Here is a 25,232-nt window from a genome sequence, read left to right on the forward strand (position 1 = left end):
ATCTTGCTAAGCTTTATAATTTTTGCTACTATAATACATAAATTAAAGTTTGATTTATCAAATTTTTTTACAGGTAACAACTAAGTTTTTATATAGATTATTATGATGAGTTATTTAAAATCTTTTCTTCACCTCATATTATTAGTATTTTTAATAAACCATACCGCTCAAGCTAGGTGGAGTAGCTATGAAGATGCCCCTGTTGAGATTAAACTTTATAGCCACAATATTAATGTCAATCAAGATGGCACTTTTGAATCAATAACAGAAATGCATGCAAAAATACTAAAAGAATCAGGGCGTGATGCTTTTTCCCAACATCGTTTAACTTATAATGAAAATAGTTCTGCAATTTCTATATTAGAAGCTAAAACTATTTATAATGGACAAGAATATATAGTCACTAAAGATATGATTGAGGATAAACCACTAGCCTTTTTTGGTAAAGGTTTTGATCAATTAAGACAAATAACCATATCATTTCCTAAAGCAGAACTTGGAGCAGAAATATATTTAAAATATAAGCATGTTGAAACAAAAGTTCCTGTAGATAATTTTTATGGTACTAATTTATTTTACGGTGGGGACTGTTATTGGCAGGCAAGTCATACTAAGATTAATTCTAAATTACCTTTGAATATTAAAGTAAATGATCCAAAAGGCGTATTAAAAATTATTAAAGATGCTGAAAGTGATTTTCATTCGGCAGAAATTATCTTAGAAAAGCCTGTTTACGATTTCATAACAAATGAACCAAGTCATGCTATATTAAATATTAAGCATACTACTTGGGTATCCTTGTCAAGTTTAACCAAATGGGAAGACTTGGCTAAACAACTTGCTCCTGGGTATTCTAGTGTAATTAACCAACCACTCCCTGCAATTTTCATGAATATAGCCGAATCTGCTGCAGACAAGAATACCGACGAAGAAAAAATTAATTTTGTCACTTCTGCATTAAATGAAAAAATCCAATATATGGGTGATTGGCGAACAGTATCAGGTCGTTACTTTCCTAGAGATTTAGAAAAAGTAGCCAGTTCGCAAATTGGTGATTGTAAAGATTTTTCTGCAAGTACTGCTGCTATCTTGCAAAAACTTGATTATAAAGTTCAACCTATTTTTGTAATGCGAGGTATTACTAATTTTTCTAATCCAGATGCCTTACCTAACATGGGGAATTTTAATCATGCGATGCTTAAAGTAACTAATAAAAATGGCAAAGTATATTGGATTGATCCAACAAATCTTGTTAGTATGGCACAAGGAATTTTCCCAGATGTTGCTAATAAAATAGCATTGGTCTTAGATACTCAAGAAGCTGGTTATACCAAAGTTGCCAATATACAGCCTGAAACTTCACAAGCTATATCACGCGAGGAATTAGTTATAAAAAATAATATTGTAGAGTTGTCTGGTCAGTTTGATATGAAGGGAGAAGTGGCATCAAGCATGAGTGGTTGGGGATTATATTATTCAACTGAACAGTTAAAGGATTTTACTTTCCGCAGGTTGAGTGGAGAATATCTTAATGAAGAAGACAAAAAATTCTTAGAATTACCTGATCTTACTTCTCGTATTGTTAAAGATATTACAATCAAATATGCATTACAGCAAAGAAATAGAATTTCTAAAACAAATATGGGGGTTGCTTTAACTTCAAAGTCTAATAGATCGGATGATATCACCCATACAGCTTCTGACCAGATATCAGACATCTTTATAGGTATGCCTGAAACTAACAAGAAATATATGATTATCAAAAATATTATAGTTAAAGATTGTAAAAAATTAAACTTTGAGATTGATACTCCCTGGATATATGTGAATAGATCATGTAAATATCAGGATAAAGATACTGTATTCACAGATATAATAACCATAAAAAAGAGCTTGATTACCCAGGAAGAATTAAAAACTTCTCAGTATAAAAATCTTAAAACTAAGTTAGAAAATGAATTTGCTCGAGTTGCGATAATATTAGGTGAGTAAGCTGAGCTATTTTGTTTTTTTGTCCTACGTAAGACTCATCAATTGACTATAGCGGAAAAGCTATCTAAAATCAGCTCTACCTTCTATAGTCAATTCAGGAGAATTTGGGGCTAGGAGCGATGGAGCGACGCCTATAAGTAATAGGCGAGCATTGAGCGACGACGTCCCCAACTTCTCCTGAACTGACTATAACTTTCGATAGCTGTAAAGTAGAGTTGTACAAGAAATCTATTCTAATCTAGATAAATTTTTACTATCTTTTCGTCATTTTGTTATTATACTACAAGTTATGATTATAATGAACTATAATAACCATATATGAATCAACATATTGTAAATTCCTCTGCTAATTCCTCTGATTTTCTTGATGAAAAGCGTAATAACGCCCGTCAAGGAGGAGGGGGGGAAAGAATTGCATTGCAACATAAGAAAGGTAAACTTACTGCCAGAGAAAGGATAGAAGCATTGCTAGACCCTGAGAGTTTTGAAGAAACAAGAATGTTCGTTGAACATAGATGTGATAATTTCGGAATGGAAGAAAAGAAATTTCTAGGGGATGCTGTAATAACTGGACATGGTACCATAAATGGTAGGTTAGTTTTTGTGTATAGCCAAGATTTTACGGTATTCGGTGGCTCCCTTGGTGAGTATCATGCTAAAAAAATATGCTCTATACTCGATTCTGCTCTGGAGGTAGGAGCCCCAGTTATTGGGATAAATGACTCAGGAGGGGCAAGAATCCAAGAAGGAGTCGATGCTCTTGCTGGTTATGGTGAATTATTTCAACGCAATGTAATTGCTTCCGGTATTATTCCACAAATCACCTTAATTATGGGTCCTTGTGCTGGAGGAGCTGTGTATTCTCCTGCTTTAACAGATTTTATATTTATGGTTAAAAATACTTCCTATATGTTTGTAACAGGACCGGAGGTAGTTAAAACTGTTACAGGCGAAGAAGTAACCCAGGAACAGCTTGGTGGGGCAAGAATGCATACTACCAAGAGTGGTGTTGCTGACTTTGCTTTTAAAAATGATATAGAACTACTTCTAGAAACTAGAAGATTTTTTAATTTTTTACCTCTATCAAATCGTAGCCCACTACCATGTCGTCGTACTGAAGATCCAGCCGATCGAGTTGATATGTCTCTAAACACCTTAGTCCCAAATATTCCAAACAAAGCTTACGATATGAAAGAATTAATTGAGCGTATTGTGGATGAAGGAGATTTTTTTGAGTTGCAACCAGATTTTGCTAAAAACATTATAACCGGCTTTGGTTATATGGAAGGAAGGTCTATAGGATTTGTTGCGAACCAACCATTACATTTAGCTGGCTGTTTAGATATTAATGCATCAAGAAAGGCAGCAAGATTTGTACGTTTTTGCGATGCATTTAATATTCCGATAGTGACTTTAGTTGACGTACCAGGTTTTTTACCTGGTGTCTCTCAAGAGCATAATGGAATTATCAAACATGGAGCAAAATTATTATATGCGTACGCTGAAGCAACTGTACCGAAAATTACCATAATTACTAGGAAAGCTTATGGTGGAGCTTATATAGTGATGAACTCAAAGCATCTTCGAGGTGATGTTAATTATGCGTGGCTCAACTCAGAAATTGCAGTACTTGGAGCTGAGGGGGCTGCTGAAATAATATTTAAAGAAGAATGTAAAGACCCAGAATCAAAAAAGCAAAAGATTCAGGAATATAAAGATACTGTTACTTCTCCTTTTGTTGCAGCATCTAGAGGTTATCTAGATGATATTATAAAACCTCAAAACACTAGATGGCGTATATGTAAAGCACTAAACTTTCTTCAAAACAAGAAAGTACAGTTACCATGGAAGAAACATGACAATTTACCACTTTAGTAAGCTCTTCTAAAAACCAGATTAGCATTACGCTAGTACTACAGTTGTAGATTGAATGTGAGTGTTCACGGAAAAAAGGTTAAAGTATAAGATGTCATTGCGAGGAGGTTGCCAGACCGACGAAGCAATCCAGGAAAGTGATTAGAAATGGATTGCTTCGTTGACCTTACGGTCCCTCGCAATGACGCTTGGTGATCAGGTTTTTTTATTCATCACAAAAAAATAGCAAAAAAATCGTGAATGCTCACATCTAAACTACAACTGTAATACTAGGAGGTTGCCTGCAATAACGAAAGTAATTCATATTTGGTCTTTTTGACGGAGAGACTAATTAGTTATCGCAGGCAACCTCCTAGCCCCAAATTTTCCTGAATTGACTATATCTAAAATCTCAAATCTTGCCTATAAGATAGGAAATGATTTTGAAAAAGAGATTGTCATGAGCAAGGGATAGCACAACTTCTATAGTAATCAATATTATAATGATCCATTCAAGTCTAGTAGAGTGTTTACAGTTTAAGTCATTTGACAAAATATTGTAAAGTTCATGAATCATATTTAGTCGATTATTAAGAATATTCTGACGAATTTGAATATCTTGGAACTCTGCAGTCATTAAGTATAAAGGTTCGTAACTAGGACGACGCCAAAAGAATTCAGGAGTATCCAGTATATCGCTGTGTAAATTAATTGAATATCGTTCGTTAAATAATATCCCAATTTGTTGAGATATTTCTTTTTTGGAAAGTGATACACTACCTGTACTGGCTAGTTCTTGTTGAATTGGGGTGGTTTTTACAATTAGATTACTTACCGATTTTTCTAGTACACTAAGCTTAACTGACTGAGCTAAAGCATGCGAGATAGATAATTTTATAAAAGTTGATTTATCGGCAAGAATGATTTGGTTTTTTTCTTCATCGATAAATGTTTTACCAGTAGCTTCATCATAATCAAAATAAATAAAGTCGGAAACTAGCTCGTCATTTTGATTAGTTTTAAGAGCTGCTATTTCTGCAAGGAGCATTTTTTCTTGGCTTTCTTCAGCTCCCCATATAGTAACGCAACCGAAAGGGAAAAAGAAAACATCGATAGGATTTAAATTTTCCCCTTGTTCTTTTTGAATATATAGTACATCATCGAAATATTTAGGTTCAAGACCGATTTTATTGAGGTTTATTACTAAATCGTTCATTTTGTATTCAGAAGTAGTACAGTAGGAAGTGCATCTCATATAATAAATAATTTATGGCAAACAATTGTTGCTTCATTATACTATAGTAGTTATAAAAGTTACAAAGTCAATTAAAATGTAATAGTTGGTAGTTATGTATGAAATATTAACAAATAGATCAATCATTGAAGTTTCTGGTGATGATGCGATGAATTTTTTGCATAATTTGATCACTAATGATATAAAAAATAACGATTATTGTTATAGCTATGCTCTAACTAACCAAGGAAGATATTTGTTTGATTTTTTTGTATTGAAATTATCGGCAACGAGGTTTTTTATTGATATAAATATTAATCAGTCTGATTTATTTAAAAATCACTTAGTGCAGTACAAGTTACGTGCTAAAATTGAAATGAATGACTTAACTAACGCCTATCAGGTTATTTACTCAAAGCAGCAATTGCCACTTAATAGCTACCAAGACCCTCGTTATAACCAACTTGCTTTTCGTTCAATTATTAATAAAGATGATTTTTTAACAACCACAGCAACAGAAGGCTTATATCAGCAGGATAAATATAATTTTGCCATAGTTGATGGCTATGATGATTTAATTGCTAATAGGTCTATTCCCATCGAATATGGGGCTGAGGAGTTAAATGCTATAAGTTACAGTAAGGGTTGTTATATTGGGCAGGAAGTTGTTTCCAGAACAAAATACCAAGGAGTTGTAAGAAAAAAAATATTTAAATTATCCATTAACACAGATTCCGGTAATACTGGTAGTTTAGATATCGCGAAAGACGATGAAATTATCGCCAATAATATAAAAATTGGCGTAGTATGTTCAGCTTATCAGAACATGGCAATAGCTTTAATTAGGGTGGATGATTATTATTCATTAGCAGATACAGTTATTACTGTAAGAAACTTACCAGTTTCTTTGGCTGTTCCACCTTGGCGTTATAGCTAAGCCGATTGTTCATCAATTGACTATAACAGATCGGACTGCTTGATAACGACTTATAGATACACGGGCTTTTAACTGTTCTAAAAACTCTTTATATTCTGTAGTGATAATATTTCTATCCATGGTGCTTCTATTAATTTATTGATATCCTAACTTATTGCTATAGCTAATTTTATTGTATTCCTCTAATCATTTATAAAAATTTGCTCTAGACAAATTGGGAGAGTTATAGTAGCAATACAAAATATCAGGAAGGTACAAGATGAGTAAGATTATATTTTTAAATGGATGTGGTTCTGCCGGTAAAACATCTATCGCAAGATCAATGCAACATTTAAGTAAGGATTCTTGGCTTACTTTTGGTGTAGATAGTTTTATCAATATGATGCCATGCTCATATAATGATAAAGTATCTACTGAATATTTTACCTTTGTGTCAGGAACAAATGATCGGGGGGCAACTATGCGGGTTGAGAGTGGAGAAAAAGGTGAGCAACTTTTTGGTGTAATGCCAGATTTTGCCAATCTGCTTGCAAGCCGAGGAAATAATATTATTATTGATGAAGTATTACTTGATGACTCCGGTCTCAAATCTTACATAAAAACCTTGAGTAGCTATATTGTCTATTTTGTTGGAGTTTTCTGTGATCTTTCAGTGATGCAGGAGCGGGAAATTCTACGCTGTGATCGTGCGATAGGTTTATCGAATGATCAAATAGACAGAGTTCACGCAAGTAGCTTGCGTGAATATGATTTAACAGTTGATACTACCTCAAAAACAGCCTTTGCAAATGCCAAACAAATACTGGAATTTGTTGATAACAATCCTGCTCCTCAAGGTTTTATTACTATGCGTAAAATGGTATATAGCACAACTATAGTCAATTGATGGGAAGTTGGTGACGTCGTCACCATAGTACCCTACAATTTTTATTCTATAAGTATAAAACAGCATAAAAACGTCATTGCGAGAAGGCGTGAGCCTTACAACTGTTGAAAGTTAGAAGGTAAAGCAGGTTTTAGATAGGTTTTCTGTCATTGCGAGACCACGTAGTGGTCGTGGCAATCCACTTTTGATTACTTTTGTGGATTGCTTCGTTGACCTACGGTCTTTCTCGCAATGACGTTGACCACATATGACTTTAAACTACCTGGTCTAAAACTGCTTCCTCTTCCAACTTTCAACAGTTGTGGTCTAGATTCCGCACCGAAGCGGGTATGACAACAGATTCACTCGTCCATATATGACTTATGGATTGCTCCTATATCTTAAATATCGACTAGTTCCTGATAGGTTACTTCCAAAACCTCGTAAGATTTTGAACCTTTAGGAGTTGTAACTTCCACTATATCTCCAACCCCTTTACCAATGAGAGCCTTAGCGATTGGCGATACGATCGATACTCTCTTTTTAGTTATATCTGCTTCGTATTCTCCAACGATATGGTACACAACTACTTCCTCTGTTTCGTCATCGATCAACTTAACTGTAGCACCAAATTTTATGCTGTCACCTGAGAGTTTTGATGTGTCAATAATTTCAGCTCTTGCTACTTTATCTTCAAGATCTAAAATTCGACCTTCAATAAAACTTTGTTTGTCCCGTGCTGCATGCCATTCCGCGTTTTCAGATAAATCCCCAAAATCTCTAGCTGTTGCTATAGCCTCAATTACTTTTGGTCTTTCTATATGCTTAAGGTGTTTGATTTCTTTCTCTAAGCTATCGAACCCTTTATGTGTAATAGGAAATTTCGTCATAATAATATGTCTTGTCTAAGTTAAGTTTTCTAGTATATTTGTTGTGTTAAACTTTGTCAAACAGCCCTTTTAGATTATCATGCAAACTAAAATATTTAAATTTGAGATACAACGCAAAACCTTCCATTTATACAGCTTGATTATACCACTATTTTATTTATTTTCATCTAAATTAATTATTACTACACTATTATTTTTACTTACTGCCTGTGTATTATATGTAGATATTGCCAGGAACTACAATTTATATATTAAAAAATTCACAGATAGATTTCTTAGAAAGTTTATGAGACCCGAGGAACAGAGCGGTTTATTCAGGCTAAGTGGTAGTAGTTTTATGGCAATTGGATTTTTTTTGACAGCTCTTTTATTTTCAAAAGGTTTAGCGATTTCGTCTTGGTTGATATTGATAATAGCTGATTGTCTTGCGGCATTAGTTGGTACTAAAATAGGTAAGCCTCTAGAAAATGGTAAGTCACTGGAAGGTTCTATTGCTTTTCTAATTTCTGCAATTTTTATTAGCATGTTGGTGTATTTTTTCATCGGTTATCATACTAGTTTTACTGTTATCATAATTAGTTCTGTAGTTACTACTATTGGTGAATTTTATGCAAAAGATTTATTGATCAACGATAATTTATTAATACCTCTTACTTACTGCTTTTCTACGATTATATTCACCTTTATTTTAGGTTTATGAGAATTCCATTAGAATTTTATGAACTTCTTAGAACCCGGATTAATTTATCAGATATTGTTCGGCAAAAAGTAGTTTTAACTAAAAAATCTGGGAATTACTTGGGTCTATGTCCTTTTCATGTTGAAAAATCTCCATCATTTACTGTGAATGACGCCAAGAGGTTCTATTACTGTTTTGGCTGCACTGTTCATGGAGATGTTATAAAATTTGTTGCTAGCCTTAACGGTTTATCTTACAAAGAAGCAGCTATTAAACTTGCCAATGATTATGGCATTGAATTGCCTAAATTAACCGTAGAGCAACAAAAATTGCATGAAGAATCGGATGAACTACTTGATATCTTAGGGATGGCAGAAAGGTTTTTTACCTCACAATTGTCACAAGAAGTATGTAATTATTTACGTGACCGCGGTATTAGTAAAGAGGCAATTAAGGAATTTTCTATTGGTTTTGCTCCTCCGGCTAAGGAATTGCAGAAGTTTTTTGAAAAAAAATCAATATCTTTGAAAAAACTTCAAAAAGCAGGCTTAGTGGGCAAGGGAAATGATGGTACAATGTATGAGATATTTTATAACCGGATAATTTTTCCGATTAGGAATATTTATAACAAGGTAATTGGGTTCGGAGGACGAGTAATTGGTAATGGATTGCCTAAATATTTAAATTCTCCGGAAACCATATTATTTCAGAAAAATGAAACATTATATGGAGAGAATAATGCGATTAGTGTTGCTTATAAGAAAAACCATTCAATCTTGGTTGAGGGGTACTTAGATGTTATTGCCTTGCATCAGGCTGGTTTTAAAGAGACAGTAGCAAGTCTTGGTACTGCGGTTACAGAGAATCATTTGCAGAAATTATGGCGTGCCGGAGATGAAATAGCACTTTGTTTAGATGGTGATATGGCGGGGATAAAAGCTACTCAGCGAGTAATTAACCTAGTATTGCCGTTGATAAATGGTAATAAGAAAATTTCCTTTGTGATGTTACCTGGCGGCAGTGATCCTAATGATATTATCAATAAAGATTGGGCAGGGGGCTTTGCCAAAATTTTTGATAAAAGGATTAATCTATCCGAAATGATTTGGCGTTCCGAATATGAAGGTAAGAGTTTTGTAACCCCGGAAGATAAAGCTATTTTGGAAAAGAATCTTGAAGATTATTGTAAGCAAATAAAAGATAGGACTCTTAGCCATAATTACTATAGATATTTTAAAGAGCAAATATGGCAAAATTTAATTAAACGTCAAAGTAAGGGAGGGGTAAGAAATTCAAATGTAATATTTTCAGCTCCTGACTATTCGGAAATTGAGATGTTAGAACAAGTTTTTTGTATGATGTTAGTAAAGTTTCCAGAGATAGTTAACAAGCAAGAAATAAAGGATTTTTTATTAACGTTAAATTTTCAAAACAAAATGCTTGAAGATTTTCGTGATTGGTATTTTGCAGAGATTATTAGCAATGATATGTTAGATCATGAGAATATTATTGATTTGGCAGAAAAAGCTGGATTTTATGAGACTTTTTCGCTATTGTCAAAATCTAATAATCTATTTCTAGATTTATCATTTAACAAGAATGATATAGATTCTGACTTGCTTTGGCAATGGTTGCATAAGAAACATCACCTAGTACTATTAAAACAAGAATATAGTTCCATTATTCAAAATGGAACGGATGAAGAATTGAAAAAAGCTATGCTATACCGAGAAGAAATTATGAGGGTCTCTAAAGAACTTTATAATCTAAACGAATCTTTTACTAATTGACTTAAGGTTTATAAATTATGACAGAAGTGAAAAAGAATATAGATGAAAAAGGCGAAGCAGTTGATAACTTAGTTAAATCAGCCAAAGCAAAAGGTAAGGCAGTTACTTATTATGATATAAATAAAGTTATTCCAATCACTAATAATATATCAGTAAATGATCTAGAAAAGGTAATATCAAAGTTTTCTGAGGCTGGAGTTGATATTATAGAAGGCGATGAAGATGAGATTAAACTTGATATTAATGTAGATGAAGAATTTAAACTATCTAATAATGTTGATAGTGAGCCTGAGGATGACAGTGAAGAAGAAAATATAGGCTCAACCGATGATCCAGTAAGATTATATTTACGAGATATGGGTGGAGTAGGGCTCTTTTCTCGTGAGGCTGAAATAGAAGTAGCTCAAGATATTGAGGAAGGCAAAGAGATAATGGTTAAATCACTTTGTGAAAATCCAATATCGATGAAATTCTTTATTAAATGGCATGAGGATTTAGCTAATGAAAAAATCTTACTTCGAGATTTGATTGATTTAGAAGCTAATATGGTTCACGAATATTGTGGTAATTCTGAAGAAAATCATAATAACGATCTGGAATCAGACCATGAAGAGCATGAAGAAGCTAGTAATTTATCAATAGCTACTATTGAATTACAGTTATTACCTGCTGTTGTCAAGCGTATGGAAAAAATTGCTAAACTTTCTGAGGAGTTGTTAGTTGAAGCAAAAAAACATTATGCACGTTATCCTCAACCTAAGGGGTTGCAAGATAACAAAAAATATGCCAAGAATTTACAATTAATAATTGTTGAAATTTCTGCTATCCATTTTCACTCTAAAAGAACGGAGGAAATTCTTAATAGAATATATAGTCTGAATAAAGAATTAGTGCATAAAGAAGGAAATTTTCTTAAATTAGCTGAAAAATATGGCGTAACTCGTCAATCTTTCCTAAGTGAATATATGGGAGCAGTAATTGATGAGAATTGGAAAAGGCAAATGCAAAAAAATAAAAATGCTAATTGGAGGAACTTCCTTGCTAAAGAATCTGATGTCACGGATCAAATGATTAGCGAATTAAGAAGCATGGAAGTGATTAGCGGTTTGCCAATTATTGAATTTAAAAAATTAGTGCATACCATACAAAAAGGTGAAAGACAGGTTCTTCGGGCAAAAAAGGCTATGATAGAAGCTAATCTTCGTCTAGTTATCTCGATTGCTAAAAAATATGCAAATCGTGGATTGCAGTTTTTAGATTTAATTCAGGAAGGAAATATTGGGTTAATGAAGGCAGTTGATAAATTTGAGTATCGTCGGGGGTATAAATTTTCTACTTATGCTACTTGGTGGATTAGACAAGCTATTACTAGAGCTATTGCTGATCAAGCTAGAACCATACGTATTCCTGTGCATATGATTGAGACCATTAATAAAATTATCCGTACTTCTAGGCAGATGTTGAATGAGTTAGGTTATGAACCAACTCCAGCAGAAATTGCCGCTCGCCTTTCTATGCCAGTTGATAAAGTACGTAAAGTGATGAAGATAGCTAAAGAACCAATTAGCTTGGAAAATCCAGTAGGCGATGATGATGGTAGCTATTTGGGAGACTTTATTGAAGATAAAAATGCTATATTACCACTTGATGCGGCAATTCAATCGAACTTACGGGAGGTCACAACTAGAGTATTAGCAACCCTTACTCCTCGTGAAGAAAGAGTTCTAAGAATGAGATTCGGTATAGGGATGAATACTGATCATACATTGGAAGAAGTAGGGCAGCAATTCAACGTTACTAGGGAACGTATTAGACAAATAGAGTCCAAAGCACTACGTAAATTGAAACATCCAACTAGATCTAAAAAACTTAGTAGCTTTCGTGGTGGTTCTAGAAAGCAAAATAATTCTTCTGAATCTGCTTTTGGTGGATAATTTTTGTGGATAATTTGCATAGGATTTTTGATAATTTGTATTTATTATAATCAAATATAAATTAATAAATTATTATTTGTTTACTTTTTGATTGAGATACCTTAATATTTAAATATAGTCAATTCAGGGGAATTGGGTAGCATGAACGATGAGGACGCCTATGAGTAATAGGCGAGCATTGAGCGAAGGCTTCACCAATTTCTCATCAATTGACATATATCAATTTTTACAAATAAAGTGTTATATATGGTAAACTTACAGACCAAACTTAACTCATTAATGATTCAAAAAAATATTAATGCTGTAGAAATAGAAAAGAAAACTGGAATAAGTAGAAATACTGTTTATAGCATTTTGTATGGTAGCTCAAAAAATCCTAGTGCTAGTAATTTGCAATTAATTGCCAAAGCCTTAGATGTTAATTTGGAAGCTCTTATTGTTGACAGTGAAATAAACCTTGAGGTGCTAACTGTTGAGCAGATGAAAATCTTTAGCAAGGCTACTAGTATAACAATTAATATGTTAATTGAAAAAAATTTAAACTTTTCATTTACTAATCTTACAGCCCTAATAAAAGAAATATATGAATATGCTCTGAAAAAACAGTCTGTTGATAGTACATTTGTAGATTGGATGATTGAGAAATATCACAAACCTTAATTTTATCCGATAAGCATACCTCTTGGTATTTATGGATTTCGTTCTGCAGGAAAGTGATTACACTATCTTTCTTGAAGAACATCGAGCATATAGAAGGAAGTAGTTGATATGCAAAAATATTTAGACCCAACAAATGATAGTCTATTTAAGAAAATCTTTAGTGATCTGGAGAGGCTAAAAGAATTTCTTAATAGTATTCTTGATTTACCTGAAAAGCATAGAATTAAGGAAATCAACTTTCTTTCATTAGAACACCTACCTAGAATTCATCAAGGTAAGAGAAGTGTATTTGATTTGAAAGTTAAAGATGAGTCAGATCATTGGTACATTATCGAGATGCAGAAAAGAAATGAAACCGATTATTTAAAAAGATTACAATATTATTCTGCTCATTCATATGTTCAACAACTTACAGAAGGGGTGACTCACAATGATTTATTACCGATAGTAGTAATATCATTAATGAAATCAAAAATATTTGCTGAAGAAGTACCATATATAAGTTTTCATAAAACTATTGAGACAACAACTAAGAAACAGCAACACATATTTGATATATCGTATGTCTTTATAGAGCTTAAAAAATTTAAAGATATTAAGCAACCATTATTGAGTATTGCCGATGAGTGGTTACATCTATTTAAATATGCAACAAAAGAAAATACCCCCCCTGTAGGAATTAAAAGTAGTAAGGTATTAGAAGCTTACCATGTTATCGAGATGCATGGACTAACACCAGCAGAATACGACTTATATGTAAGATGCAAATTGCAGGAAGATGCGGAAGATATTGTTTTAGAAGAAAGCTTTAAAGAAGGTGAAGCTAAAGGCAAAGCTGAAGGTATTAAAGAAAACGCTATAGTTATAGCAAAGAAAATGCTGAAAGAAGGCTATCCTATGGAAGATATAAGTAAATTAACCGAACTAACCATTGAAGAAATAAAGAAGTTAAAAGAAGAATAGCCTATGAGCAAAGAAGTAACTGCTAATATGCCGAAGGAAATATGTATAGTCAATGTATCAAACAGTGGCATTGAGTAATCAAAAAATTCAAAATCTGATTAGCTATAAATTGACAAGTAATAAAATTTTCTATACTATTAAAACCTGATTTAATTAACCAGAGGGGATAGCAGTATTTATAAGCCTCCCAGGCTTTTTTGCTCTTATTAGATGATAAAAACATTGTTCAATTTTCCTATTGTTAGAATTTATCTAATATTTCAGTTTATTACCCGCGTCCTATTAAGCTCATACGCTTTATGGCAACAACAAATAACCATATCTGATCTAGTGTCAATTTTTGTTATTGGTACTCTTAATGATCTAATATCTCTTTGTTATTTTTTACCGATAATTTTACTGCTGATCATTGGCTTCCATAAATTATTGGCTCGGCATAAATTGTTGTATTTAAGCTGTTGCTTTATTGGTTATTTCTGTACTATTGCTCTATTAATATTTATTACCATTGCCGAGATTATTTTTTGGGATGAGTTCGGTGTTAGATTTAATTTTATTGCGGTAGATTATTTAATTTATACCAATGAAATTATTGGTACTGTAAAAGAATCTTTGCCCTATATAGAAATATTACTAGCTATTATAGTGATTGCACTATTGATTAATTTTTACTTGAGAAAATATATAATTAATCAAGCAAGTACTATAATAAATAGTAAGAAATATATTCTCTGCACGATAATGCTATTTTTCTTTAGCCTACTGGCTTTTTATTTTTATAACCCTAATAAAATTGATATAAATTCTAATAAATATGCTATCGAACTTGCTGAAAATGGTCATTATCAGTTTTTCTCTGCCTTTTTTAATAATAGTTTGGATTATAATAGTTTTTATCCAGTAATTGATAAAAAACGGGCTTTAGATATTGTTCGCAACAGTTTATCAAAAAATGAAGAACTATACTCAGATGACTCTACTATAGCACGTTATATCAAAGCTAATTCTTCTAATAATAAAAAATATAATATTATATTTATTACCGTAGAAAGTCTTAGTAGCGAATTCATGGGTAAATTTGGCAATCAACAAAATATTACACCAAATTTAGATAGATTAGCTGAGCAAAGCATATTTTTTACCAATCTATATGCAGTAGGCACTAGAACAGTAAGAGGTTTAGAGGCTATTACTTTATCAGTACCACCAACTCCTGGTTCATCCATTATCCGCCGCCCTGAGAATCAGTCACTATTTAATATAGCTACTATTTTTAGGAATCAAGGCTATGTTACTAATTTCCTATTTGGTGGCTATAGCTACTTTGATAATTTACAAAATTATTTTCACGGTAATGGTTATAACATAATTGATCGAGGCAATCTAAAATCCAATGAGATAAGTTTTGCTAATATTTGGGGAGTAGCGGATGAGGATATACTAATAAAAGCACTGGAGTTAGCTGATCAAAATTACCATCAAGGCAAAGCCTTTTTCTCATTAATTATGACTACCTCTAATCATCGCCCTTATACTTTCACCGAAGGTAGAATTGATTTGCTGTCTGGTAGTGGGCGTAATGCAGCAGTTAAATACACCGACTATGCTATTGGTAGGTTTCTTGAATTAGCCAAAACTCACCCCTGGTTTGATAATACTATCTTTGTTATCACGGCTGACCATTGTGCGTCAAGTGCTGGTAAAACTGATTTACCAATTAATAAATATCACATACCTCTATTAATATATGCTCCTAATATATTAAAACCACAGATAGTTGATAATTTATCAAGTCAAATTGATATTGCCCCTACTATTTTGGGATTATTAAATTTTTCATATAATAGTAAATTTTTTGGTCAAGATATATTAAATACGCCGGCAAACAGGGCTTTTATCAGTACTTACCAATTGCTTGGGTTTATGAAGGATAATCATTTAATTATCTTACGCCCACAGGAGCAACCAAAAACTTATAAATTAGTTGATGAAGATATAGTCAATTCAGGAGAATTTGGGGCTAGGAGCGATGGAGCGACGCCTATAACTAATAGGCGAGCATTGAGCGACAACGTCCCCAACTTCTCATCAATTGACTATAAAATAGAGATTGATAATATTCCTCGTCTAGTAGAAGAAGCTATTAGTTTTTATCAGATAGCTTATGATTTATATATTCATGGTGAAATGAGGGAATAGATTACTTGATTTGCATCTAATAGTAGAGTATCTTAAAAGTAACTCTGCTATTCGGTGCGATGATCCTGAGAAACTACAAATTAACTCTTAATTTTTTCACAAGCATTTTAGAACAAGAATATCACCATCTCAATCTTTGGTATTTTGTTAGTTTCATTTGTGGTATTGGTACTTATTTTACCTTAAGTAAGGAACCTTCTTTTATATCTATTCTAACTATTTTCACAATTTCCTTATCGCTACTAATTTTAAGAAACAATATATTTGGGCGATTTATTTCGGGAATAATTATCGCCTTTTTTTGTGGTATGCTAGTTGGCAAATATCGCGTATCAAATTTACATGTTAGTACTATTAACAATCCAATAATCTCAAGAGTAAGCGGTATCGTAGAATCGATGAAACCAACTACTCATGGTATGCAGGTTATATTATATCAAGTAAAAATTCAGAAACTTAAACAAGTTTTACAAAAAGTCAGAATAAGTATGCCGGCAAAATATGCCCAAAAAATTAATATTAACGATAATATTAGCCTAGTGGCAAGGCTTTATAAACCACAAAGCAGTATTCTGCCGGGTGGTTATGATTTTGGCTTTTATGCATATTTAGCGGATATTAATGCTACTGGCTATGCACTGTCCCCCCTTAAAATTATAGCACATAGTGATCTTTACACTAATAGTTTTGTCTATAAAATTAAAAAAAATATTTACAACCGCCTGATTCAAATACTTGGTTCTATAAAAGGTAATTTCGCTGCTGCAATATTACTAGGTGAAAGCAAAGCCATCGATCGAAAATTAATGAAAGAAATGAGACAAAGCGGTATATCCCATATACTTTGCGTTTCCGGCTTACATTTATCATTGGTAGCGATGCTGTTTTTTATATCCACCAGATTCTTGTTAAATTTATCAAACTATATTGCTTATAATTATGACATAAAGTTAATTGCAGCAATTTGTTCTTTAATAGGAAGCTATGGTTATTTGCAACTAAGTGGCATGCAAATTGCTGCTACCAGAGCCTTCATTATGACAGCAATCTTTATTTATGCGGTTATGATAGGACGCAAGCCATACCCTCTAAGGTCATTAGCAATTGCGGCGTTCGTCATATTATCAATGAATCCAGAATATATATTTCACCCAAGCTTCCAATTATCTTTTGTCGCAGTATTAGGGTTAAATTACAGAAACGGGGCAAAAGCGAACTAGGAGTCGGAATTGCTGTTAATTTCTTCTCTCCCGACTTCAGTGTTGTTGTGCCAAAAAGTGGCTGACAGCTCAGGAAATGATAAAATTTCCAGGCACAACAAATTATTTGTTCGAATATAAAAATTTCAAAATAATCCTATAATAATTATTACCTTTACTACTTGATTATTTCTTTTACTCTCCTGATGATATTAAATAAGGAATAGTGCTAATCGGTAAATTCATTGCCTTATAAATAATCTTTGCCTCATCTGATACCGGGGATGGAATGCCAAATACTCTTTTATCTTTAATGTGTACTACACTGGTAATTTCCACCCCAATTAGTGCTTTACGTAATCGTTCCGGTGATAGTTTAATTGACTGTAAATTTACCCGATATTCTAAATGCCTGATACATACTAACGCCATAAAACATAAAGCAATATGTGCCTTGATTCTACTAGGACTCCAATGATAAATTGGTCTAATCTTAATATCGTGTTTACTAACTCTAAATGTTTCTTCAATTTGCCACAATCCTTTATAACGAGACAATATATACGCTATATCAACATTTTCTAGGTTACTAATAACTCCATGCAAACCGTCCCATTTGCTATCTTCCTCTATCTTTTGCTCGTTTACTGCAAACTTATCATTATTATTAATTATTAAATATTTTTTATAACCACTAGCAGAAATTAACGACTTAACTCCTTTACTTCTGTTCATTTTTTTCATTAATTTCTTCAATGCTTGCTCTCTATCTTGAGCATCTTTATAAGCCCTTTTGCTACTATAGCTCATAATCAGTTTGCGACCCTTTTCAGCTAGTTCAATTATTTTTCCCTTATATTCTTCTGCATCAACGGTTAATGGCTGATAATCATCACTATTTAAGATTTTAGCTGTAATATCCTTAGTCATATTCTTAATTTTGGCACCTACTATATATTGATAGCCAGCTTGTTCTAATAGAGCTAAATTTTCATTATTCAACATACCGCTGTCTGCTACAAACACTACTTTATCAATAGCAAACCTGCCTTTCAAGCTATCTAAAGCTTTCAATAAAGTATGACCTTCATAGGTCGCTCCAGGAAATATCTCATAACCGATTGGAATACCATTATTAGTAACAAAAATGCTCAGCATTACCTGTACTTCATTGAATTTATGATCTTTACTAAACCCCTTACTCTTCAACTCATCTTCAGTAAATGATTCAAAATAAAGAGTAGTTGCATCATAAAATAGTACATCGATTTTTTCTTTAAACAACTTTTGACTGCTAAGTAAAGCACACTGCTCGATTTTCTCAACCACCTTATCATCTATTTTATCCATAGTTTTGTATACCGAATCAAGCTTTAAATCTACTCCATAATTATTGACCAATAAATTGACTGTTTCACGCTTACTAGTTGGGTTAGCAATACGAGCTAAAACAACATTGCGTATTATGTTTATGCTCGACACTTCCCTGGCAGGATTGGGTAAGATTTTATTAAAACCAAGTTGGTCATAAATTTTTCCATACACCTCATGAATGCCAATGATAGTGCTTCCTTGACTACGTAAATTGCTGATATCATCAATAGGTTGTGGTTGTATTTGTTCTTTCTCGCACCGCTGTCTAGATGACATCGCCATCGATACTATATCCTTGTCTGGGATAAGATTAGGTTGAGTGCTACTAGTGATTTCAACCTTAATGAATTCAGCAAGCTCTATTAATTTAGTTATTTCTTCTTGGTCTGATGCACTGCCAATATGTCGAACAACCCGTTGTTTTACTTTATTAGTTATGGGATCGCGTATCCCTTCTACTAGTTGAACAGCGTTAACATTACGGGTAGCAGATTTTTTGACTCTAACGAACATATCAGTAGCATATTTAAAACTAATTGTTGGTTAGTATATCTACTAAAATATTGTATGTCAATAATAAAAATATATGGAGGCACAACAAACGCCCTCTAATTAACAAAACCTTTTTTCTCCTGCTTTTTCTATACACTTATCTTTAACTATTTTCCGAAGTCAGGGGCAAGGTGCGGTTGGATAAGAAAGAACCAAGATAAAACCTTACCAACATTCAATGGCTGGAGAAGAAAGCACATGATTGGTGCTATTAACCTAGTTAATTTACAGTTAGTAAGCACAGAGAACCCCAAAATAAATGGGGAGCAGGTAGTTAATTTCCTACAGAGATTGGAAGAGGAGAATAGTGACAAGGAAAAAATATATTTAATCTGTGATAATGCTAGTTACCAATTTCGAACAATTTTCTGAAGCAATAAACAAATTTTTTAGCAACATCGGCAATTATAAAGATAGGTTACGTACCTTAATAAATGATAATTTCCAAACTATTACCGTTAACCATTTCTGCAACTCTTCAGGTTAATTGAGTATATCTGCCATATTGTGCCTGTTAATTAGTAATTATATCGAATTAACTATAACCTGAATTCGGTATAACAAGTTACTCTAAATTCGGTTATATCTATAATATAACAGATTTTTTTGTTCCACTAATAGCTGTTTTCATTATTTTTGCGATATTGCTTATTTTCTTTCATTTCCTAGGAGGTTGCCTGCAATAACTAATTAATTAGTTATCGGAGACAGCCTCCTAAAGCTAAGCAATCCATAAATTGTCATTCCCGCGTAGGCGAGAATCTAGCCCCTTGCCTTCGCAGGGATGACATCTGAATTTTTGTTATGGATTGCTTCATTGTTCTAAAGTAGCTCCCCGCAATGATGCCAATTTAATTCCCTACTAAACTACTAGCAAATGCAGCCGGATCAAACGGCTTTAAATCATCTACCTTCTCTCCTATCCCTAAAAAACATACTGGTAAGGCGAATTTTTGCACCACACCAACCACTACACCAGCTTTTGCCGTACCATCTAATTTAGTAACTATCAGACTTGTTATATTAGCAATAGCGGTAAATTGCTCGACTTGGTTATAGATATTTTGTCCAGTAGTTGCATCAATTACTAATATACTATGGTGGGGAGCTTTATCATCAATTTTCTTAATAACCCTAACAATTTTGGCAAGTTCTTCCATCAAATTCTTCTTGTTATGTAACCTACCAGCTGTATCAATAAATAATATATCCACATCATTTTTTATGGAAGACTGCATAGCAAGATAAGCAACACTAGCAGGTTCAGCTGATTCTTCGCCGGTGATAAACATTGAACCACTTTTATCAGCCCAGCTAGATAATTGATTGACAGCGGCGGCTCTAAATGTATCACAAGCGGCAATTGCTACTTTCTTACCTTGTTTACGATAAATACTAGCCAGCTTACCTATGGTGGTAGTTTTTCCTGAACCATTAACGCCACAGACTAATATGACATTAAGCTTTTTATCGTGTAATTCAAAATTTTTACTAGCCTTGATCAATAATTGCTCGATAATGTTGGCAAGCTGCTCTTTGATTACCAAGCTACTTACTTCTTTATCAAATTTGATAATTCTTAGTTTATTGACCAGTTCTATTGCCACAGAAGCAGTTATATCTGCCGATATTAACAACTCCTCTAATTCACTTAAAGTTTGCTCATCTAGTTTTTTTTTATAAAATATTTGGTCAATGCCCGAAGATATTTTATTAGAACTATTGACTAATACCTGTTTTAATTTAGTAAATATAGAGGTCATTTTATTGCCGCTCTTTTAAGTCTGTCATTAATTGCAACACCGATACCAATTTGTGGGATAGAGGCAACGGCAATTGCTAATCCATTTAATTCTGCATAATTATCCAATATTCTAAGACTGGCAAATAAGTTGCTAGCAGCGATAATTAAGTCTCCAGTTAAACTTAAATTAAGCGAGAAATTGCCATCCAGCTTACTATTAGCAAAATTAAGACCTACCTCATTAGCTTCCAAACTCTCTGCATTCAGTCTCATTTTCACTTTTGGTGAGTAATGTTTATTGATCATCCCTGGGGCTTTAATTTGTATCAAGGAAGGAGCTTTGTCTATTTTCTTACCAAGAACCTTCTCTAACGCTTCCAACGTAATAAAACCGTCTCGCAAAATAGTTAAGTTATTAGTAGTACTATCTACTATGGTTGATTCTATACCATATTGACACTTATAATCACTCGAATTATCTTCTAAAATAAAAACATCTTTCTCACCTGAAAAATGCTCTTTTACATGATCTAGAGTAGTAGCACTAATGTAACCTGATGGGTTAGCACTAGGTGCCGCTATCGGTGTGTCAGATTTTCTTATTAGCTCCAAAGCAATATTATGCGATGGTATACGGAGTGCAACCGTTGTTAGTCCGGCTAATACTGATTTAGAGATATTGGCTTCACTTTTTAATGGCACAACAATCGATAAAGGTCCAGGCCAAAATACTTCACTTAATTTAAGAGCATCTGCATTAAATTCCCCGATAGTTTTAGCTTGGCTCATGGTTGCCACGTGAACAATCAGAGGGTTTATGCTTGGACGCTTTTTTACCTTAAAAATTTTCTGACAAGCCTGTTCGTTACTAGCATCTGCTCCAAGTCCGTATACTGTTTCTGTGGGAAAGGCTACTATATTACCAGATTTAATAAATTTGGCAGCCTGATCTAATAGACTTGCTACATAACTCAATTTAGTGGGTAATTTTGTCGTCAACATTTATCTCCTTTCCCTAATTGCCTAACTTAAAGGTCATTACGAGCGAACGTACGTGAGCGTGGCAATCCATGAAGCTTATCATATGGATTGCTTCGTCGCCACCAAAGTGGCTTCTCGCAATGACGATTGAACCAAAAAACGACTCCTCACAATGGCGTTTAAGACACCAATCTAATTCATTTGTACTAATCATAAAACACTAAATTTTGCTAATTTATTAAATAATTGTCTAACCATTTTTAATAACAATAAACGATTATTAGCAATTGTACGATCTTCATCTTTAACCATCAAATTATCAAAAAAATCATTGATAGGTTTCAACATTTCCAGTAGTCCTCTCAATGCTTTAGTAAAATCCTTTTCGGCAATGGATATGTCTATTTGCTTAGAAACGTTTTCCAACGATAAAAATAATTGTTGCTCATATGGTGAAATAAAAGCCTCCTGATTAACATCTCCTGCTATATTATTACCTTCTAATATATTATTTGCTCTTTTGTAAATAGTTAATAAATTCTTACCCTCAGATCCAGCTAGAAATTTTTGTAAAGTACTAAGCTTTATTTCGCTAATCATTAAATCTCCTTCAATATCAAAATCAAGCACGGCATTAATTAACGATAGATCATAATGATTCTTGAAATAATACTTGGCTCGCTCTTCTAAAAACTCTAAAATTATCTGACTACTTTTATTATATGTTATGTTCTCTTCAGAGTATAGCTGAATTACATACGCCACTAATTGCTTAATATTAATAGTTAGTTTATTAGCTAAAATTGTCCTAATAATACCTAATGCTTGTCGTCTAAGTGAGTAAGGATCTCTTGAGCCACTTGGTTCTTCTCCTATTAATATCAAACCTACTAAACTATCCAATTTATCGGCAATAGCCAATATTGCAGTATCCCCCATTGGTAAACTATCCGATGGACCTTGTGGTTTATAATGGTCTCTTATTGCCAAGGCAATCTGATCATTTAACCCTTCAGATTTGGCGTAATAATATCCCATAATACCTTGCAATTCGGGGAATTCTCCTACCATTTCAGTTGTTAGGTCGCTTTTACAAATTCTAGCTGCTATTTGCAAATCCTGACTTCCTGACATTATATAATTACAAATATTAGCGATTCTCTCCGTTTTTTGTCTTATATTACCAATCTTTGCGTGGAAAGTTATCTGCTCAAGTTTTAATAATCTAGATTCTAAGCTGTTAGACAAATCCTGCTGATAAAAGTATAAAGCATCAGATAATCTAGCAGCCAATACCTTTTCGTTACCACTTACTATAATATTTTGATCATGTCGCATATTACTAACAAAAAGAAAATAAGGAGCGAAATTACCAGCCTGGTCAAAAGTACTAAAATATTTCTGATGGGTACGCATTGAGCTAATCAGTACTTCACTAGGTAACGTTAAAAATATCTCAGGTATTTTACCGACCATAACTACTGGCAATTCTACTAGCCCTGTTACTTCTTCTAATAATCTCTCATCATCTTTTATTACTAAATTAAGTGGTTTGGTTATTTCTGATAGCTGATTTTTTATTATCTCCTTGCGTTCTTGTTGATCAATAATGACATTACTTTCCCGTAGCTTATTCTGGTATTCAGAAAAACTGCCTATAACAATCGGTTCGGAACTAAGAAACCTATGCCCAAAAGTAATATTATTTGCCGTCAAATGCCCATATTTAATTGCTAGTATTTCACCATCAAATATACATAAAATATTCCTAAGCGGTCTAATCCAACTTATATCATAATTCCCCCAATACATAGATTTTGACCAAATATACTTACTAATTGCTTTAGGAATTATCTCTTGCAATAATATTCGTATATCGGTTTCTGCGGTACTCTTTACTATTATATAATATAATTGCCCTTGCACTAATAGCGTAGACAATTTATTTTGCTCAATATTATTTGCTCGACAAAATCCTTCTATAGCTTGTTGTGCTGCCGAAACTTTTGGTCCTCTTATGATAATTTCTTTTGCTGGTATAAATTTCGGTAAATTTGTAATATATATAGCAATACGCCTAGGTCCAATAAATACCTGAACATCAGCAACAATCTCACTTTCCTGTAAGATTGTTGTAAATATAGTTTTATAAGCTTCGGCTGCATTTTTTTGCATCAAAGCTGGTATCTCTTCGCTAAAAAGCTCTAATAATAACTCACTCATATCAACTCTTCTTTATCTTCTAGTTCTAACCATTTATGACAGCATATTTTTGCCAAATTACGTATCCTGAGTATGTAAGAGGCTCTCTCTGTTACGCTAATTACTCCCCGAGCATTTAACAGGTTAAAAAGATGGCTAGCTTGAATACAATAATCATAGGCTGGTAACGGTAAATCTGCGGCAATTAATTCATTACATTGTTTTTCACTATCAATAAAATGCTGAGATAATATTGCTGTGTCAGCTAATTCTAGATTAAACTTAGAAAATTGCTTTTCAGCAGCAAAATCTACTTCACCATAGGTTAAAGCTTTTTCTCCAACCTGACCATTCCAGTCAATATTTTTAACTTCATTGATACCTTGTATATAAAGTGCCAGACGCTCTAAACCATAGGTAATCTCACCAGCCACTGGGCGACAATCAATACCACCAATTTGTTGCATATAAGTAAATTGCGATACTTCCATACCATCACACCATACTTCCCAACCAAGTCCGGCAGCTCCAAGACTAGGAGACTCCCAATCATCTTCAACAAACCTAATATCATGTTTTTGCAAATCTATACCAAGACATTCAAGGCTTTTTAAATATAGTTGTTGTATATCGTCAGGAGATGGTTTTAGTATAACCTGAAATTGATAATAATGCTGCATTCTATTAGGATGCATGGCATATCTACTATCATGAGGACGCCGAGAAGGTTGAACAAAAGCTACAAACCAAGGTTTTTTACCAAGAGTTCGTAATACAGTGGCAGGGTGAAAAGTGCCAGCTCCAACGTGAGCATCATATGGTTGTAAAATTGCACAGCCATAATCCTGCCAATAATTTTGCAAGGTCATGATAATTTGTTGAAATGATAATTTTTGCATATTGGTAAATTTATTTGTTCCTTCAAAAAAATAATATAGCTAACCTGATTACTATTAGTTCGTCATTGCGAAGAGCTACTTTAGTAGCGACGCAGCAATCCAGAAAAGAGATTAAAAATGGATTGCTTCGACCATTACATGGTCTCGCAATGACGAATTATAGGTACATATGTCATTGCGAGGAGCTACTTTAGTAGCGACGCGGCAATCCTTTCTAATCTATTTTATAGATTGACGCGTCGCCGCAAAGCAGCTCCTCGCAATGACGAACTAATACTAACCTG

At 33.3% G+C, this 25,232-nt stretch carries 19 protein-coding genes; 12 read left to right on the forward strand and 7 right to left on the reverse strand.

Going from position 1 to position 25,232, the window contains the following annotated elements; genetic code table 11:
* Nucleotides 1–102: 102 nt before the first annotated feature.
* Both AAGD20_RS05725 and AAGD20_RS05730 read left to right on the forward strand, forming a co-directional pair.
* Nucleotides 103–1,992, forward strand: coding sequence for a DUF3857 domain-containing protein (locus tag AAGD20_RS05725; RefSeq protein ID WP_341748773.1), 1,890 nt, complete (start codon nucleotides 103–105; stop codon nucleotides 1,990–1,992).
* Nucleotides 1,993–2,310: 318 nt separating this feature from the next.
* Complete coding sequence (locus tag AAGD20_RS05730; protein WP_094649151.1) at nucleotides 2,311–3,867, forward strand: acyl-CoA carboxylase subunit beta; 1,557 nt, start codon at nucleotides 2,311–2,313, stop codon at nucleotides 3,865–3,867.
* Between the two features lie 391 nt (nucleotides 3,868–4,258).
* Here the strand turns inward: AAGD20_RS05730 and AAGD20_RS05735 are convergent, their stop codons facing one another.
* Nucleotides 4,259–5,062 carry an RMD1 family protein gene (locus AAGD20_RS05735; protein ID WP_094649333.1) on the reverse strand — a complete coding sequence of 268 codons (804 nt, stop codon included), beginning with the start codon at nucleotides 5,060–5,062 and terminating at the stop codon, nucleotides 4,259–4,261.
* Between the two features lie 133 nt (nucleotides 5,063–5,195).
* Between AAGD20_RS05735 and AAGD20_RS05740 the strand changes: the two genes are divergently transcribed.
* Together AAGD20_RS05740 and AAGD20_RS05745 are read left to right on the forward strand one after the other, a co-directional pair.
* Nucleotides 5,196–6,017, forward strand: a complete 822-nt coding sequence (locus tag AAGD20_RS05740; RefSeq protein ID WP_341748774.1) for a folate-binding protein — start codon at nucleotides 5,196–5,198, stop codon at nucleotides 6,015–6,017.
* Nucleotides 6,018–6,276: 259 nt separating this feature from the next.
* Nucleotides 6,277–6,903 carry a phosphotransferase-like protein gene (locus AAGD20_RS05745; protein WP_341748775.1) on the forward strand — a complete coding sequence of 209 codons (627 nt, stop codon included), beginning with the start codon at nucleotides 6,277–6,279 and terminating at the stop codon, nucleotides 6,901–6,903.
* A 380-nt stretch (nucleotides 6,904–7,283) separates the two neighbouring features.
* Here AAGD20_RS05745 and greA read toward each other — a convergent pair whose 3' ends face one another.
* Nucleotides 7,284–7,775, reverse strand: coding sequence for a transcription elongation factor GreA (gene greA / locus AAGD20_RS05750; RefSeq protein WP_094649337.1), 492 nt, complete (start codon nucleotides 7,773–7,775; stop codon nucleotides 7,284–7,286).
* A 76-nt stretch (nucleotides 7,776–7,851) separates the two neighbouring features.
* Between greA and AAGD20_RS05755 the strand changes: the two genes are divergently transcribed.
* The 7 genes from AAGD20_RS05755 to AAGD20_RS05785 all read left to right on the forward strand — a co-directional run bounded on the left by AAGD20_RS05755 (nucleotide 7,852) and on the right by AAGD20_RS05785 (nucleotide 17,217).
* The gene (locus tag AAGD20_RS05755) at nucleotides 7,852–8,472 is read left to right on the forward strand and encodes a diacylglycerol/polyprenol kinase family protein (RefSeq protein WP_094649338.1); all 621 of its coding nucleotides are present in this window, start codon (nucleotides 7,852–7,854) and stop codon (nucleotides 8,470–8,472) included.
* The gene (gene dnaG, locus AAGD20_RS05760; RefSeq protein ID WP_341748776.1) at nucleotides 8,469–10,241 is read left to right on the forward strand and encodes a DNA primase; all 1,773 of its coding nucleotides are present in this window, start codon (nucleotides 8,469–8,471) and stop codon (nucleotides 10,239–10,241) included. Before AAGD20_RS05755 ends, dnaG begins: the two co-directional genes overlap by 4 nt.
* Before the next feature lie 17 nt (nucleotides 10,242–10,258).
* Complete coding sequence (rpoD, locus tag AAGD20_RS05765) at nucleotides 10,259–12,175, forward strand: RNA polymerase sigma factor RpoD (protein WP_341748777.1); 1,917 nt, start codon at nucleotides 10,259–10,261, stop codon at nucleotides 12,173–12,175.
* A 246-nt stretch (nucleotides 12,176–12,421) separates the two neighbouring features.
* The gene (locus tag AAGD20_RS05770) at nucleotides 12,422–12,835 is read left to right on the forward strand and encodes a helix-turn-helix domain-containing protein (protein WP_094649341.1); all 414 of its coding nucleotides are present in this window, start codon (nucleotides 12,422–12,424) and stop codon (nucleotides 12,833–12,835) included.
* A gap of 108 nt (nucleotides 12,836–12,943) precedes the next feature.
* Nucleotides 12,944–13,798: an Rpn family recombination-promoting nuclease/putative transposase gene (locus AAGD20_RS05775; protein WP_341748778.1), complete on the forward strand. Its 855-nt coding sequence runs from the start codon at nucleotides 12,944–12,946 to the stop codon at nucleotides 13,796–13,798.
* A 210-nt stretch (nucleotides 13,799–14,008) separates the two neighbouring features.
* Nucleotides 14,009–15,997, forward strand: a complete 1,989-nt coding sequence (locus tag AAGD20_RS05780) for a sulfatase-like hydrolase/transferase (protein WP_341748779.1) — start codon at nucleotides 14,009–14,011, stop codon at nucleotides 15,995–15,997.
* Nucleotides 15,998–16,056: 59 nt separating this feature from the next.
* Entirely contained in the window at nucleotides 16,057–17,217 is a 1,161-nt protein-coding gene (locus tag AAGD20_RS05785) for a ComEC/Rec2 family competence protein (protein WP_341748780.1), read from the forward strand.
* 174 nt (nucleotides 17,218–17,391) lie between these two features.
* Here the strand turns inward: AAGD20_RS05785 and AAGD20_RS05790 are convergent, their stop codons facing one another.
* Nucleotides 17,392–19,083, reverse strand: a complete 1,692-nt coding sequence (locus AAGD20_RS05790; RefSeq protein ID WP_341748631.1) for an IS1634 family transposase — start codon at nucleotides 19,081–19,083, stop codon at nucleotides 17,392–17,394.
* A gap of 180 nt (nucleotides 19,084–19,263) precedes the next feature.
* On the opposite strand from AAGD20_RS05790, the gene AAGD20_RS05795 reads away from it, so the two are divergent.
* Complete coding sequence (locus AAGD20_RS05795) at nucleotides 19,264–19,494, forward strand: transposase (protein WP_341749472.1); 231 nt, start codon at nucleotides 19,264–19,266, stop codon at nucleotides 19,492–19,494.
* 479 nt (nucleotides 19,495–19,973) lie between these two features.
* Here the strand turns inward: AAGD20_RS05795 and ftsY are convergent, their stop codons facing one another.
* From ftsY to AAGD20_RS05815, 4 genes are all read right to left on the reverse strand, one after another.
* On the reverse strand, nucleotides 19,974–20,885 hold the full coding sequence (ftsY, locus tag AAGD20_RS05800) for a signal recognition particle-docking protein FtsY (RefSeq protein WP_341748781.1): 912 nt from the start codon (nucleotides 20,883–20,885) through the stop codon (nucleotides 19,974–19,976).
* On the reverse strand, nucleotides 20,882–21,868 hold the full coding sequence (locus tag AAGD20_RS05805) for an L-threonylcarbamoyladenylate synthase (RefSeq protein WP_341748782.1): 987 nt from the start codon (nucleotides 21,866–21,868) through the stop codon (nucleotides 20,882–20,884). The genes ftsY and AAGD20_RS05805 overlap by 4 nt, the downstream gene beginning before the upstream one ends.
* Nucleotides 21,869–22,057: 189 nt before the next feature.
* A complete protein-coding gene (gene glyS, locus AAGD20_RS05810; protein ID WP_341748783.1) occupies nucleotides 22,058–24,070 on the reverse strand; it encodes a glycine--tRNA ligase subunit beta in 2,013 nt (670 codons plus the stop codon).
* The gene (locus AAGD20_RS05815; RefSeq protein WP_094649462.1) at nucleotides 24,067–24,948 is read right to left on the reverse strand and encodes a glycine--tRNA ligase subunit alpha; all 882 of its coding nucleotides are present in this window, start codon (nucleotides 24,946–24,948) and stop codon (nucleotides 24,067–24,069) included. Before AAGD20_RS05815 ends, glyS begins: the two co-directional genes overlap by 4 nt.
* Nucleotides 24,949–25,232: the final 284 nt, after the last annotated feature.

The sequence above is a fragment of the Candidatus Tisiphia endosymbiont of Sialis lutaria genome (assembly GCF_964026535.1).
GTDB lineage: Bacteria > Pseudomonadota > Alphaproteobacteria > Rickettsiales > Rickettsiaceae > Tisiphia.

Bases quoted from the DNA above. Each gene is read 5' to 3' on its own strand.
- AAGD20_RS05805 (WP_341748782.1), bottom strand. From the start codon at position 21,868: ATGTTGACGACAAAATTACCCACTAAATTGAGTTATGTAGCAAGTCTA.
- dnaG (WP_341748776.1), top strand. From the start codon at position 8,469: ATGAGAATTCCATTAGAATTTTATGAACTTCTTAGAACCCGGATTAAT.
- AAGD20_RS05815 (WP_094649462.1), bottom strand. From the start codon at position 24,948: ATGCAAAAATTATCATTTCAACAAATTATCATGACCTTGCAAAATTAT.
- AAGD20_RS05725 (WP_341748773.1), top strand. From the start codon at position 103: ATGATGAGTTATTTAAAATCTTTTCTTCACCTCATATTATTAGTATTT.
- AAGD20_RS05745 (WP_341748775.1), top strand. From the start codon at position 6,277: ATGAGTAAGATTATATTTTTAAATGGATGTGGTTCTGCCGGTAAAACA.
- AAGD20_RS05755 (WP_094649338.1), top strand. From the start codon at position 7,852: ATGCAAACTAAAATATTTAAATTTGAGATACAACGCAAAACCTTCCAT.
- AAGD20_RS05790 (WP_341748631.1), bottom strand. From the start codon at position 19,083: ATGTTCGTTAGAGTCAAAAAATCTGCTACCCGTAATGTTAACGCTGTT.
- ftsY (WP_341748781.1), bottom strand. From the start codon at position 20,885: ATGACCTCTATATTTACTAAATTAAAACAGGTATTAGTCAATAGTTCT.
- AAGD20_RS05780 (WP_341748779.1), top strand. From the start codon at position 14,009: ATGATAAAAACATTGTTCAATTTTCCTATTGTTAGAATTTATCTAATA.
- rpoD (WP_341748777.1), top strand. From the start codon at position 10,259: ATGACAGAAGTGAAAAAGAATATAGATGAAAAAGGCGAAGCAGTTGAT.
- AAGD20_RS05740 (WP_341748774.1), top strand. From the start codon at position 5,196: ATGTATGAAATATTAACAAATAGATCAATCATTGAAGTTTCTGGTGAT.
- glyS (WP_341748783.1), bottom strand. From the start codon at position 24,070: ATGAGTGAGTTATTATTAGAGCTTTTTAGCGAAGAGATACCAGCTTTG.
- AAGD20_RS05735 (WP_094649333.1), bottom strand. From the start codon at position 5,062: ATGAACGATTTAGTAATAAACCTCAATAAAATCGGTCTTGAACCTAAA.
- AAGD20_RS05775 (WP_341748778.1), top strand. From the start codon at position 12,944: ATGCAAAAATATTTAGACCCAACAAATGATAGTCTATTTAAGAAAATC.
- AAGD20_RS05770 (WP_094649341.1), top strand. From the start codon at position 12,422: ATGGTAAACTTACAGACCAAACTTAACTCATTAATGATTCAAAAAAAT.
- AAGD20_RS05730 (WP_094649151.1), top strand. From the start codon at position 2,311: ATGAATCAACATATTGTAAATTCCTCTGCTAATTCCTCTGATTTTCTT.
- AAGD20_RS05785 (WP_341748780.1), top strand. From the start codon at position 16,057: ATGATCCTGAGAAACTACAAATTAACTCTTAATTTTTTCACAAGCATT.